The 14893-nt window shown below is 71.8% G+C and carries 4 protein-coding genes; all 4 read right to left on the reverse strand.

Annotated elements, in window-relative coordinates; translation table 11 throughout:
- Positions 1 to 7: 7 nt before the first annotated feature.
- The 4 genes from ACWEPG_RS06605 to ACWEPG_RS06620 all read right to left on the reverse strand — a co-directional run bounded on the left by ACWEPG_RS06605 (position 8) and on the right by ACWEPG_RS06620 (position 14882).
- Positions 8 to 211: a phosphopantetheine-binding protein gene (locus ACWEPG_RS06605; RefSeq protein WP_450115861.1), complete on the reverse strand. Its 204-nt coding sequence runs from the start codon at positions 209 to 211 to the stop codon at positions 8 to 10.
- A gap of 57 nt (positions 212 to 268) precedes the next feature.
- Positions 269 to 1531 (reverse strand): enterobactin transporter EntS, encoded by a 1263-nt coding sequence (entS, locus tag ACWEPG_RS06610; protein WP_450115851.1) that lies wholly within the window; start codon positions 1529 to 1531, stop codon positions 269 to 271.
- A gap of 2 nt (positions 1532 to 1533) precedes the next feature.
- Positions 1534 to 2580, reverse strand: coding sequence for an ABC transporter substrate-binding protein (locus tag ACWEPG_RS06615; protein WP_450115850.1), 1047 nt, complete (start codon positions 2578 to 2580; stop codon positions 1534 to 1536).
- A gap of 92 nt (positions 2581 to 2672) precedes the next feature.
- Positions 2673 to 14882, reverse strand: a complete 12210-nt coding sequence (locus tag ACWEPG_RS06620; protein ID WP_452594105.1) for an amino acid adenylation domain-containing protein — start codon at positions 14880 to 14882, stop codon at positions 2673 to 2675.
- Between the last annotated feature and the right edge of the window lie 11 nt (positions 14883 to 14893).

Consider the following 14893-nt stretch of genomic DNA (forward strand, 5'->3'; position numbering starts at 1 on the left):
AGCGATCTCAGCTCGCACCGACGACCTCGTACCAGGCGCCGAGTTCCGGGTCGGACGCGAGGTCGACGAAGTCGATGACCGCGCCCTCCGAACGCCACCGCTCGACCAGAGACATCAGCCGCACCGAGTCCAGTCCCAGGTCGAGCAGGTTCGCGTCCTCGGTGAGCTCGTCGGCGGGCAGGTCGAGCAGGGCGGCCAGGTCGGCGACCATGCGGTCCCGGGTCAGTGTGGTGCTCACAGGTGAAACCTTTCGTGGGTGGTGCGTGGATCAGGCGTGGACGGCGGACGGCGCGTCGGTGGGGCCGGCGACGGTGCGGCGCAGGGTGCCGAGGAGCAGCAGGGCGACCACCGCGACGGCACACATCGTGAGGCTGTAGGTGACCACAGCCGCCGATGGCGCGACGACGCCTCCGAACGCGCCGGCGATCAACGCGCCGATGGAGATTCCGGCGACCTCCTGCGCCGACCAGAGCCCGTTCACCCGGCCGAGCAGGTGCTCCGGGGTGTGGGTCTGGATGAGCGAGTACCGCAACACTTCCTGCACCGAGGCGATCGCGCCGACCACGACGAGCACCAGCAGCGCCACGACGAGGGTGCCGGTGAGCCCGACGAGGGCCTGCACCGCGAAACCGACCGCGAGGGCGATCAGCAGCACCGTCCCGGGCCGCGCCAGACGAGACATCCACCCGCTGGTCACCGTCGCGATGACCGCGCCGACCGCACTGGCCGCGTAGAGCAGACCGGCGGCACGGGAGTCACCGGCGAACCGCTCGTCCACCAGTCCGGGTACGAGGACGAGGACCCCGCTGCCGAGCATGGCGATCACCCCGGCAAGCATCACCCCGCCGATCACCTTGTGTTCGAGGACGAACCGCGTCATCGATACCGGTTCACCGGCCGCGTGTGCCTCGTGTTCGACGGGCGCCGGCGCGGGCAACGGCGGCAGTCCCGCCAGCAGGGCGATCGTGATCACGGTGCCGATCGCGGCCACCCAGTAGTTCCAGGACACCGAGAACGCCGCGATGACGAGGCCGCCGAGGGCGGGTGAGATGACGGCGCCGGCGCGGGCACCGAGGACGTTCAGCGCCCCGACCCCGACGAGTTGATCCCGCGGGACCAGGGTCGGCACGACCGCGAACAGTGCCGCGATGCTGATCGAGCCGATCAGGCCGTTGATCACCGACAGCACGAAGATCGCCACCCACGACGGGTCGGCGAGCATCGCGTTCACGGCGAGGCCGACGAAGGTGAGCCCGGACACGGTGCGCGCGAACAGGATCAGCTTCCTACGGTCGTAACGGTCGGCGAGGGTGCCGCCGATCAGCATGCCGCCCATGGACGCGGCGCCCTCGACCGCGGCGACGAGCCCGACCAGGAACGTCGACCCGGTCAGGTCGTACATCTGGAGGGGCACGCCGACCATCAGCATTCCGATCCCGAAGATCGAGATGGTCCGGGCGATGAACACCCGCCGGAACGCCGCGCTTTCGCGCAGCGGCCGCAGGTCGAGGAGTACGCCGCGTTCACTCATGATCAGCTCGCGTCGCCCTTGGCGACCGCGTCGGCGATCAGCGGCATGACCTGATCGGTGGCCCAGCCGAGCGAGAGCGCCGACGGGAAGCCGATCGCGTTCGGCAGACCGGTGTTGCGTGCCAGGGACACCACGGCGCCCTCCTTCACGGCGGGAAGCTCGTTCCAGGCCGCGAACTTGGTCAGGTAGCCGAGGTCACCGGTCGGCGAGACCACGAACAGCACATCGGCGTTCATCTCGCTGATGTTCTCGTAGGACAGCACGCCGCGACCGTCGGCATCGACGGGCAGCGTCGTCGCGTACGGGCTGAGCACCAGACCGAGCGAGGTGAGGAACTGGCCGATGCCGCGCTCATCGGAGGCGAGCACGGACAGCTGTCCGCCGGTGTCGCCGATCACCGCGTTGTAGGTCTTGCCTGCGATGGTCGGGTTGGCCGCCTTGGCGTCCGCGAGGCGCTTCTCGGCGTCCGCGATCACCTGCTCCGCCTTCTCCGGGATCCCGAGGGCGGTGGCGATCTTGCGGGTCGAGTTCTGCCACGGCTCGCCGTTGGCCTTGGTGTCGAAGTGCACGACCGGGAACTGCGCGTTCAGCTGGTCGAAGGTGGACTGGTCGAGTCCCCAGAATCCGGTGGACACGATGATGTCGGGCTGCAGGACGGCCAGCTTCTCGGCGATCGAGTCGGCTCCGGTGTCCATGTCGAGGGTCTCGGGGGTGGTGGCGCCGAACGCCTCCTTCTGCCACGGCCAGATCCCGGATCCACCGGTGGCGGCACGGTTCTGGGCGTCGACGGGGATCGCGACCGGCGTCACGCCGAGCGAGAGCAGGATGTCGGCGTCCTGCGGGGACAGCGGCACGGCACGGGTGGGCGCCGCCTCGACGGTCGAGTCACCGAACTTGCCGGACACCGTCACCGGGAACTGCGCGGCATCGGAGGCACCGGTCGTCGTGGTGTCGGTGGTGTCGGAGTCCGAACCGCACGCGGCCACACCGAGCATGACGGTCGCGGCCGCGAGCGCGGCGCCGATCCGTCGGGTCCATCGAGTGTTCATCTTCTTTCCCTTCGTCCTGCCCTTGATCGTGTGGTGACACGGGTTCGTGTGGTGACACGGGTTCGTGTGGTGATACGGGGTCGTGCAGTCGTTCACGAGTGAATTCCGGTCTGGTCCAGGTCGGCAGCGAGATCACCGAGCGACGCCGCCGCGAACACCTGTGCCGCCTCGGCGTCGATACCCACCGCCCGCAGGCGGCTCAGCAGTGCCATCACGCCGATACTGTCGCAGCCGAGCGCGAACAGGTCGTCATCGACGCCCACCCGCTCGACACCGAGCTGCTCGGCGACGAGGCGGCACAGCAGCTTCTCCGTCGCGGTGCTCGGTGCGCGGTGGTCACCGGCCGACCGGATCTCCGGGCGCGGCAACGCGGACCGGTCGAGCTTGCCGTTCGGGAGGGTGGGCAGTGCGGGCAGCACCACGAACGCGGACGGCACCATGTAGTCCGGCAGCACCGCGCTCACGCGGCGCCGCAGGGCCGCCACGTCGAGGTCCGGTCCCGCCGCGACCAGGTAGGCGACCAGCACCGCCGATCCGGTGTCGGTCCGGGCCTGCACCACGGCGTCGGCGACGGCCGGATCCGCGAGCAACGCGGCCTCAACCTCCGCCGGTTCGATGCGGTACCCGCGCACCTTGACCTGATCGTCGCTGCGGCCCCGGTACTGGATCGAACCGGCAAGGCCGTGCTCCTCGTCACCGGCCAGCCACCGTGCCCGGTCGCCGGTGCGGTACATCCGGGCGCCCGGCGCACCGAACGGGTCGGCGACGAAACGCTCGGCAGTGCGGCCGGATTCGCCCCCGTAACCGCGTGCCAGGCCGTCCCCGGAGAGGTACAGCTCGCCCTCCACGCCGATCGGAACCGGCCGCAGCCACGCGTCCAGGATGTGGGCACGGGTGTTGCCGACGGGCCGGCCGGCGACCGGGACGGCACTGTCGGACGATCGCGCCACGAGCGCGTCGACGGTGCTCTCGCTGGGTCCGTACAGGTTGTACGACTCGGTACCCCCGAGTGCGCGCAGGCGATCCCACAGCGGCTGGGCGACGGCCTCGCCGCCGAAGCCGAGCGAGGCGGGCACCCGGTCGCCGTCGAGCAGACCGGCGTCGATCAGCTGGGCCAGGTGCGAGGGGGTGACCTCGACGAAGTCCCATTCCTGGGTCTGCGCCTGCAGCACCATCTTCCGCGGGTCCCGCTGGGTCACCTCGTCGACGAGGCACAGCGCATGTCCGTCGAGCAGCCACAGTTGCGGCTGCCAGGACGCGTCGAACGCGAACGACCAGGCGTGTCCGACCCGCAGCCGCTCCCGCCCGGACCGGCGCTGGGTCGGCCGGTACAGGTCGGTGCGGTGGCTGTGGAACAAGGTCACCAGGCCGCGGTGCAGCGCGACGACGGCCTTCGGCACGCCGGTGGAACCGGAGGTGTGCACGACGTACGCGGGGTGCTCCGCGCGCAGCGGCGCGATCCGGTCACGGTCACTGACCGGCGCCGGGTCCTGCTCCGCCACTCTCGCAACAAGATCGGCGTCGTCGAGTTCCAGCACCGCGGCGCCGGTGGCCGGAACCTGCGCGGCCAGCGCCGCGGTCGTCAGCACCAGCACGGGTGTGCTCGTCGCGAAGATCGCCGCGGTCCGCGCGGCCGGGGCCTGCGGGTCGCACGCGAGGTACGCACCGCCCGCGGTGAGCACCGCCAGCATCGCGGTCAACGCATCATCGGTGCGCGGAAGCATCAGCGCCACCGGCACTTCCGGTCCGACACCGTGCGCGATCAGCAGGCGGGCGAGCCGGTTCACCCGCTGCGCGAGCTCCCCGAACGTCCACTCGTCGCCTCCGGCGAACAGGGCCGCCTCGGCGTGGTACCGCTGGGCGGCGTCGGCGAACAGGGCGGGCACGGTGGTGGCCGGTACGTCCATCGGGTTGGTGTTCCACCGCCGGGTCGTCGCCTCCCGGTCCGCGGCCGGGATCGCGTCGATCTGCGCGAGCCGGTGATCGGCGGGCCGGGTGGCCAGCTCCCGCAGCACCTGCGCGAGTCCGGCGGCGAGCCTTTCCGCGGTGCTCCGGTCGAACAGGTCAGAGCTGTACTCGACCATGCCGACGACGGTGTCGGTGCCTGCGTACTCCACGAAGTCGAAGGACAGGTCGAACTTCGCGGTGGTGACCTCGATCGGCTCCGGCGTCAGGCCGGCGTCCCCGCCGAATCCCTCTCCGGGGTTCGGCTCGGTGAGGTAGACGACCATGGTCTGGAACAGCGGATGCATCGACCGCGAGCGGGCACCCGCGCCGAGAACCGCGTCGGCGACCTGCTCGAACGGCAGGTCCTGGTTCTCGAACGCCTCCAGGTCGGTCTCGCGGATCCGCCCGAGCAACTCGCCCACGGTGGGGTCGCCGGACAGGTCGGTGCGCAGCACGAGGGTGTTGAGGAAGAAGCCGACCAGATCCTCGAGCCGGCTGTCCCCGCGACCCGACACCGGCGTGCCGATCGGAATGTCCGTGCCCGCACCGGACTTGTGCAGCAGCACCGCGACCGCGGCCTGCACGAGCATGAACATGCTCACCCCGTGGGCACGGGCGACCTCACGGAGTCCGGTGACCACATCGGGCTCCAGCGCGAGGTACACCGCACCGCCCCGATAGCCGAATCGCGCGGGCCGGGTGCGGTCGGTGGGCAGGGTCAGTTCCTCGGGCAGCCCGGCGAGGGTCTGCCGCCAGTACCCGGCCTGGCGGGCGGCGACGCTCTCCTCATCGGCGCCGTCACCGAGCAGGTCCCGCTGCCACAGGGTGAAGTCGGCGTACTGCACCGGCAGCGGTTCCCATTGCGGGGCGCGACCGGCCTGCCGCAGCGCATACGCGGTCATCAGGTCGGTCAGCAGCGCCCGGGTGGACCACTCGTCGGTCGCGATGTGGTGGATCACCAGCACCACAACGGTGGCCTCGTCGGTCTCGAGCACCGAGACCCGCACCGGTGCCTGCGTTTCCAGGTCGAATCGGTACCGGGCGGCCTCCGCGGTCGCGGCGGCGACGTCCTCGGCGCGGACGCTGCGCCGCTCCAGGTCCACCTCGACGTCGTCGGCGGGCAGGATCACCTGCTGCGGCTGTCCGGCGACCTCCGGGAAGACGGTGCGCAGCGGTTCGTGGCGGATCATCAGGTCCCGCACCGCTTCCGCCAGCGCGACGACGTCCACCGATCCGGACACCCGCCACGAGATCGGGACGTTGTAGGCGCCGCCGTCGGCGCCGAGACGGTCCAGGATCCACATGCGCTGCTGCGCGTACGACAGCGGCAGCACCGCGGGTCGCTCGCCGACGACCAGTTCCGGACGTCCGCCGCCCTGCGCGCGCTGCGCGAGCGGCGCCAGCCGGGCCACGGTCGGCGCCTCGAACACTGCCCGCACGGGCAGATCCACCCCGAGCTCGGAGCGCAGTGCGTTCACCAGACGGATCGCGGTCAGCGAGTGCCCGCCGAGCGCGAAGAAGTCGTCGTCGATGCCGACGGACTCCACACCAAGCGCCTCGGCGAACAGCGCGCACACCCGTTCCTCGAGCTCCGTGCGCGGGGCCCGCGACTCGGCGACGGCATCGAAGGCGGGCCGCGGCAGCGCCTTCCGGTCGAGCTTGCCGTTGAAGCTGACGGGGACGCTGTCGATCGCCACGATCACCGCCGGGACCAGGTGGTCCGGGATCACTCCGACGAGCTCGCCGCGCAGCGCGGCGGGATCGAGGGCGGCGCCGGTCGCGGGCACCACGTACCCGACGAGGACGGGCGCACCGCCTGAGTTCTCCGCCACCGCCGCGACGGCACGCGCCACCGACGGACGCGCCTCGAGTGCCGTCTCGACCTCGCCGAGTTCGATGCGCAGGCCGCGAATCTTGACTTGGTCGTCGATCCGGCCGAGGTACTCGAGCTCACCGGATGCCGCCCAGCGCACCAGGTCGCCGGTGCGGTACAGCCGGGTGCCCGGCTTTCCGTACGGGTCTGCAACAAAGCGATCGGCCGTCAGCGCGGGCCGGCCGAGGTAGCCGTCGGCGACCTGCACGCCGCCGAGGTACAGCTCGCCGGACACCCCGGACGGAACCGGTCGCAGCCGCGAGTCCAGCACGTAGAGCGCGACATTGGTGCCCGGTCCACCGATCTCGCAGGCGCCGACGGCGCCGGCGCGCGAGGACAGGTCCGGGGCGAGGGTGACCTCGACGGCCGCCTCGGTGGGGCCGTACAGGTTGTCGATCGTGGCGGCGGGCAGCGCGGCCGCGAACCGCTCGACGGTCCGGTACTGCAGCGCCTCACCTGAGCACACCACGCGGCGCAGGTTCGTCCCGGCGAAGCCGGATTCGGAGAGCACCTCCTCGAGCATCGACGGCACGAAGTGCGCGACGGTCACCGACTGCTCCTGCAGCAACCGCACCAGGGCGGCGGGATCACGGTGGTCGTCGGGCCCGGCCACCACCGTGGTGGCGCCGGTGACGGTGGGCCAGAACAGTTCCCACACCGACACGTCGAACGTCGCCGGCGTCTTGAGCACCACCCGGTCGGTGACCTCGAGCGGCAGCCGGTCCTCGACCCAGCGCAGCCGGTTCACCACCGACCGGTGGGCGACCACGACGCCCTTCGGGTTTCCCGTGGAACCGGACGTATAGATGACGTACACCGGATGTGCGGGGGTGAGCGGTCCGCGCCGGTCGGCGTCGGTCACCGGCGCATCCGACAGGTCCGCGAGGCGCGCCCGCACCGCCGGGTCGCCCAGGTCGGTGCGCGCGGACGCACCGGGCAACGTCGTGGCCGCGGTGGCCAGCACCCGCACCGGGTTCGCATCACCGAGGAGGTACTCGATCCGCGCGGCGGGCAGGCCGGTGTCGATCGGCAGGTACGCCGCACCGGACTTGACGACCGCGTGGATCGCGACGACCTGGTCGATCGAGCGGGGTACCGCGACCGCGACGAGCTCACCGGGGCCGGCGCCGTCGGCGATCAGCAGCCGGGCCAGGCGATTGGAGCGGGTGTCGAGGTCGGCGTGGGTCACCGCCTCGTCCCCGGACGTCAGGGCCATCGCGGTGGGGTCGAGTTCGGCTCCCCGCGACAGCATCTCGGCGAGGGTGACGTCCTCGTACGCCGCGGTCTCCCCGACGCCCTGCGTCAGCCTGCGCCGCTGCTGGTCCGCGTCGAGCAGGGACAGGTCGGCGAGCCGCACCGCCGGATCCGCAGCGACGTCGGCGGCGGCGCGCTGCAGCACCGACAGGATCATCTCGACCACCGGGTGGTCGAACAGGTCGGTCGCGTACTCCGCGACGACCGTGACGTCCCCGGTGTCGGGTGCCTCGACGAACGTGACGTTCAGATCGAACTTGGCCCGGACGTTGGACAGCTGCTCCCAGGTCGTGGGCACCCCGAGCAGGTCGGGCAGCACCGCCGGACGCTGGAGGTAGCTGACCATCACCTGGAACAGCGGGTTGCGGCCCTCCACGCGGGCCGGGGCGAACTCCTCCACGAGTCGCTGGAACGGCACGTCCTGATGCGACATCGCCGCGAGGTCGGCCTCCCGCACCCGGTCCACCAGGTCGCCGAAGCTCGGGTCGCCGGACAGGTCGGTGCGCAGCACGACGGTGCCGACGAAGAAGCCGACGAGGTCGTCGAGCGCGCTGTCGGACCGGCCGGACACGGGGCTGCCGACCACGACGTCGTCGCCGGCGCCGAGCCTCGACAGCACCGCCGCGGTGACCGCGTGCAGTGCCATGAACATGGTGCCGCCGTGGGATTCGGCGATCTCCCCCAACCGGCGCGCCACATCCGCCCCGAGGACGGCCGTGGCGTTGCCGGCCCGACCGGTCGGTGCCACCGGCCGCGGGCGGCTGGTGGGCAGCGTGATCTCCTCGGGCAGGCCCGCCAGCGCCGTGCGCCAGTACACGAGCTGTCCCTCGACCCCCTTCTCGCCGAGCACGTCCCGCTGCCACAGCGCGTAATCGGCGTACTGCACCGGCAACGGGGTCCAGTCCGGCGCCGCACCGCGGGTGCGGGCGAGGTAGGCCCGGGTGAGGTCGCCGAGCAGCGGCGCGTCGGACCACTCGTCGGTGGCGATGTGGTGCAGCACCACCACGATCACGGACCGCTCCGGCCCCTCCCTCAGCAGGCCGACCCGCAGCGGCACGTCGGTGCGCAGGTCGAAGTTCGCGGTCAGCCGCTCGAATGCGACGGCGTCGACCGTGTCGGCGGTGACGTCCACGACCTCGAGGTCACCACCCGCGGGCAGGATCACCTGGTGCGGCTCGCCGTCGGTGACGGCGACGACGGTGCGCAGGCTCTCGTGCCGGGCGGTCAGGTCGCGCACCGCGGCGGCGAGTGCGTCTGTGTCCACCGCGCCGTCCAGGCGTGCGACGTGCGCGTAGTGGTAGGCCAGGCTCTCGGAGACACCCCCCGTCGCTCCGCTCGCCCCACCGGAGACCTGCGCCAGCATCCAGAGTCGTTCCTGCGCCGCGGACAGCGGGATTCGGTCGGGGCGCGGGCCTGCGGTGATCGCGGGCAGCGCGCTCGCCGCGGCCGGGAGCAGGCGGGCGATCTGGGCGGGGGTCCGGGCGTCGAACAGGTCCCGAATGGTCAGCTGCACGTCGAACTCCGCCCGCACCCGGCTCACCACGCGCATCGCGATCATCGAGTGGCCGCCGAGCTCGAAGAAGTCGTCGTCGGCACCGACCTTCTCCAGGCCGAGCAGTTCGGCGAACAGGGCGCACAGCACCCGCTCCGCCTCGGTCTCCGGTTCGCGGCTGCCGGCGGTGGCCCGCATCTCCGGGGCCGGGAGCGCCTTCGCGTCCAGCTTGCCGTTGACGGTCATCGGGATCGCGTCGATCGCCTGCAGGCTGGCCGGCACCATGTAGTCGGGCAGCTGCGCACGCAGGTGGTCGAGCAGCACACCGGCGACGTCGCCGTCGCCGGATGCCGGAACCACGTATGCGGCAAGCCGTTTCATTCCCGACACCAGCGGGTCGTCGACCGCGACCACGGCCGCGGAGGCCGCCGCCGGGTGCGCCTCGATCACCGACTCGATCTCGTGCAGTTCGACGCGGTAGCCGCGGATCTTGACCTGGTCGTCGATGCGGCCGAGGTAGTCGATGACTCCGCCGAATCCCCCCGTCGCTCCGCTCGCATGGTCCGCGCGGCGGCGCACGAAGTCCCCGGTCCGGTACATCCGCTTGCCGGGCTCGAACGGGTTCGCGACGAACCGGTCCGAGGTGATGTCCACGCGACCGAGGTAGCCGCGCGCCAGTCCGGCACCGGAGATGTACAGCTCACCGGCGACGCCGTCGACGACGGGCCGGAGCCACGGGTCGAGGATGTGGCCGTGGGTGGCCCGGATCGGGGTCCCGACGGTGGGGGTGGCGCTGTCGTCGGTGCCGGCACCGAGGGTGTTGATGGTGTACTCGGTCGGCCCGTACAGGTTGTAACCGAGGGTTCCGTCGGTGTCGCGCAACCGGTTCCACACCGAGTCCGGTACTGCCTCGCCACCGAGCAGCACCAGCGGCGGCCGGTGCGCGGCGGCGCCGTCCGGACCGGGGCCCTCGTCGAGCAGGCCCTCCGCGAACAGTGCGGTGGCGTAGGTCGGTGTCACGTTGACGACGTCGATCCGCTCACGGTCGCAGTACCGCACCAGGGCCTGCGCGTCGCGGCGCAGGTCCTCGTCGCAGATGTGCACCTCGTGGCCCTCGACGAGCCAGAGCAGCTCCTCCCAGGACATGTCGAACGCGAAGGAGACTGTGTGCGCGACCCGCATCCGGCGGCCGTCGACGCTCGCGACGACCGGGTCGAAGATCTCGTCCTGGTGGTTGCGCTGCATGTTGGTCAGGCCCCGGTACGGGGTGACCACGCCCTTCGGCTTCCCGGTGGACCCGGAGGTGTAGATGACGTACGCCGGGTGATCGAGCCGGTGCGGCTTGCCGGGCGCGAACGCGCCGAGTTCGGCGTCCGTGAGCCCCTTCTCGTCCCAGTCGCGCGGCTCGTCGAGCCGGATCGCGGTGTCGGGGTCGAGGTCGAGCCGCACCGCGACCGCGGTGGTGGTGACGGCGAGGGCCGGCCGGGCGTCCGCGAGCACCACCTTCAACCGCTCGTCGGGCTGGTCCAGTTCGAGCGGCAGGTAGGCGGCGCCGGCGCGGAGCACCGCGAACAGGGCGACCACCATGTCGACGGTGCGCGGCAGCCCGAGTGCCACCACGACCTCCGGCCCGGCGCCGCGCCCGATCAGGTGCCGGGCCAGGCCCTCGACCCGGCGGGCCAACTGTCCGTAAGTGACCTGCTCCCCCTCGAACACGAGCGCGGTCTCGTCCGGGATCTGTGCCGCCTTCGCGATCAGCATCTCGGCGATCGTGGCGTCCTCGACGGCGGGCAGCGGCGTGGCCCACGCGGTCCGGGCCGCGGCCGTCTCCCCGGCGCTGCGGGCCGGGACCGACGCGACGAGCCGCTCACCTTCGCGGGCAACGATTTCCAGCAGGTTCACGAACCGGTCGTGCAGGCCGTGGGCCCGAACGGCGTCGACCACGTCGTGGCGGTAGTCGATCTTGACGTGCAGTCGCTCGCCCGGGGAGACCACCACCGCCAGCGGGTAGTGGGTGTGGTCGAGGCTGTCCTCGGCGACGATGTCGTGCTTGGCGGACTGCGCGGCCATCTCGGACGCGTTCTTGAAGTTCTGCAGCACGAACAGCGTGTCGAACAGTTCCGCGTGCCCGGTTGCGCGCTGGATCTCGCCGAGGCCCAGGTACTCGTGCTCCATCCGATCGACGTACTCGTCCTGCATCCGCCGCAGCAGCTCGGCGAGGGTCTCGTCCGGCCGCAGGGTGACCCGCACGGGCACGGTGTTCAGGAACATGCCGAGCACCCGGTCGAGGCCGACGATCTCGGTGGGCCTGCCGGCCACGGTCGAACCGAACACCACGTCGGTGCGACCGGATTCGGCCGACAGCAGCAGACCCATCACCGCATTCATCAACGCGTTCAACGTGACTCCGCTGGTGCGCGCTCGTTCGCGCAGCGCAGCGGTCAGGTCCTCGTCGACGTACGACTCGATCCGCGTCGGCACCACCGGGGACCGGCCCTTGGTCGATCCGGCGACCAGGGTGGGGGTGTCGAAGCCGGCGAAGGCGGCGCGCCAGGCGGCGGCCGCGGCGTCGGGCTCCCGGGCGGCCAGCCAGGTGAGGTAGTCGGTGAAACCGGCCTCGGGTGCGGTCACCTGCTCCCCCGCGTACCGGGCGAGCAGCTGGTCCACGAACAGGGCACCGGACCAGCCGTCCCACAGGATGAACTCCCGGTTGACCACCAGGCGGTCGACACCGCCGCCCAGGTGGATCAGCAGCATCCGCCACAGCGGCGGCGCCGCCAGGTCGAACGGCCGGGCGCGGTCGGCGGCCATCAGTTCCTGGGCGCGGGCCTCCTGCGCATCGGCCGGCAGGTCGGACAGGTCCGCCTCCGTGAACGGGACCTCGACGCCGGTGCCGATGAACTGCACCGGCTCCGCCAGCCCGTCGTTGGTGAAACCTGCTCGTACCGTGGGGTTCTCGTCCAGCAGTGCGGCGGCGGCAGCACGCATCCGGGAGATGTCGATGCGGTGCCCGAAATCGAGGGAGAACTGCGCGGTGTAGATGTCCTGGGCGGCGTCGAAGACGGACTGGAAGAATAGGCCCCGCTGCAGCGGGGACAGCGGCCAGATGTCCTCGACCAGCACGGGACTGACGGCCTCGATGCGGTCGATCTCGTCCTGACTCAGGTCGATGTGCCGCAGGTCGGACGGGGTCAGCCGGGCGGAACCGGTGCCGCCCTCGGCGAGCGCGACGAGGTCGGCCACCGCCTCGCCCCACAGCTCCGCCAGCCGCTCGAGTGCCGCGTCGCCGAGTCCGCGATCGGACTCGAAACGCACACGCGCCCCGCCGTTCCCGTCGGGCCGGATGCACACGTCGAGGACGCCACCGGCGATCCGGTCTCCTCCGGTGCGGATCGACACCTGTGGCGCGGGCAGCGCGGCCAGGGCGGGTCCGGCCTGGACGTTGGCGTACCGCAGCATCGGCCAACCGACCGAGCCGGCGGAGCGGATCCGTTCCTTCGCCGCCCGTAGGGCACCGAGCGGGTCGTCCTCGAGCACGAGGCGCGCGGGTGCGGTCCAGTCCAGCGGTCCGACGGTGCGGCTGAGGTCGTCGCCCTCACGTCCGTCGTGCCAGAGGTCGACGGACAGTTCCGTGGCGCCGGCGGCGCGCTCGTCCCAGCGGGCGACGGCCAGTGCGACGGCCGCGGCCCACACGTCGGCGGCGGCCCCCTTCACGAGGGCGGGCACCGCCGCGGTGGCGGCGGCGAACTCGGCGGCCGAGAGTGTCACGTCGACACCGGAAGCCGCGCCCGTCGCGGTCGTGGACACTGCCGTCGGGGACACCAGGTCGGCGCCGGGCGCGAGGACCGACATCCAGGTCGTCAGCTCGGCGAGCCGGGTCGGCGCAGCGGCCTCGGCGGCGAATCGCTGAGCGTGGGTCTTGAGCGAGACCGCGACGGCGGGCAGGGTCACCGGGCGGCCCCGGTGCATTGCCCGCAGTGCGGTGGCGACGTCCTCGGCGACGACGTCCCAGGATCGTTCGTCGATCAGGCCGGCGGGTGCGAGCAGCACCAGTTCGCCGGCCCCGCCGGTCGCCCAGGCCACGCTCAGGACGCGGCCGGCCGCCGGGTCGGGCACAACCCCGTCGAGCGCGGTCAGTTCGTCGATCGCCGCGCCGGGGTCCAGGTCGCAGGTGTGGACGAGCGATGCGGCGTCGACGGTGTCGGGCACCGCGAGCAGCCACAGGATCGGGGCCGGGGCGGTGAGCGTGGCGCGCAGGGCGTGGTGGTGGGTGACGACGGCGTCGACCGCCGCCACCAGCTGGTCGCGGGTCAGGTTCTCGGGCGCCGGGATCCGCAGGCTGCGCAGCGTCGCGGTGACCGGCACCTGCGCGTCGCGTCGCTTGGCGAGCGCGGTCGGCAGCGCCAGCGGTCCGGTGCCGTCCTCGTCGTGGGGTGTGGTGGAGACGGGCGCGCCTGCGGGCAGCGACCACACCGGCTCGTCGACGTCGGAGAGAAATGCGTCGACGAAATCGCTGAGCGCGTCGGCGATCTCGGCGCATCGCTCCGCGTTGCCGGGGTGGCTGCGGAGGCCGATCTCGATCGGCTGCCCGGACTTGTGCAGCAGCACGATGAACTCGAGCTCGCCGACCGGGCCGGAGGCGAGCATGTGGGCATCGGACTCGCGACCGATCACGTGCCGCGAGGTCGAGGTGGGCATGATGTTCACGCCGACGGCCGGCGGACGCCAGTGCGGATCACGGGCCGCGAGGGCCGCGCCGATGTGCTCGCCGCGGTAGCGGCCGTGCTTGAGCAGCGCCCAGGTCTTGGTGTCGACGGCGGCCGCGACGTCGGCGATGCGGGCGTGCGCGGGGACGTCGAACCGCATCGGCAGCACGCTGGCGACCATGCCGGGGATCGTCCGCAGGTCCCGGCTTCCGCGTGCCGTGGTTGGCATCGACAGCACCACGTCGGAGGTGTTCGTGGCGCGGGCGACGTAGGCGCCGAGCAGGCCGATCATCAGGACGGGCAGGCGCAGTCCGTGCGCCTTGGCGTAGGCGTCCAGGCGGGCGCGCTGGTCGGTGTCGACGGTGACGGTGGTGTGGGTGACGCCGGGGGCCGGCGGATGCTCGGCCTCGATCAGCCGCGGGACGGGCGGCAGGTCGCCGAGTTCGGTGAGCCAGTGCTCGCGGTCGGCGTCGATCTGCTGCCCGCCGGTGTACTCGAGGTCGGCCTGCACGAAACGCTCGAGCGCCCACTCGACGGACAGGTCCGGGACCGCCCCCTCCGAGTAGGCGCGGGCGATCCGGGCGAGGACCAGCGCGATACCGATGCCGTCGTTCACGATGTGGTGGTACTGCTGGTAGATCCGCATCTTCTCGTCGCCGAGCAGGTGCACGGCGAACGTGAACAGCAGATCCGTGGCGAGATCGACGGGGGTCGCCATCGCCGACTGCATCCATGCCGCCGACGCTGCCTCCGGGTCGGCCTCGGCGCGCAGGTCGAGCACCTCGACCTGCCAGTCCCGATCGGCGCGCGGGATCTGCACCAGGACGCCGTCGGGGTCCACGTCGAAGTTCACGTGCAGCGTTTCGGCCTGGTCGAGCACCCCCTTGATCGACGTCAGGACGCGATCGAGGTCGAACTCCCCGACCGTCTCGGTGTACATGCCGGTGTTGTAGAGGTGGCCGACGGAATCCAGCTGGTGGCCGAAATAGATGCTGCGCTGGGCCGCTGTCACCGGATACGCCGACTGCACTGTATTTCTCT

This window comes from Rhodococcus sp. NPDC004095, assembly GCF_053604015.1.

Excerpts from the sequence above, each read along its gene's own strand:
- ACWEPG_RS06605 (WP_450115861.1), bottom strand. The coding sequence starts at position 211 with ATGGTCGCCGACCTGGCCGCCCTGCTCGACCTGCCCGCCGACGAGCTC.
- entS (WP_450115851.1), bottom strand. The coding sequence starts at position 1,531 with ATGAGTGAACGCGGCGTACTCCTCGACCTGCGGCCGCTGCGCGAAAGC.
- ACWEPG_RS06615 (WP_450115850.1), bottom strand. The coding sequence starts at position 2,580 with ATGAACACTCGATGGACCCGACGGATCGGCGCCGCGCTCGCGGCCGCG.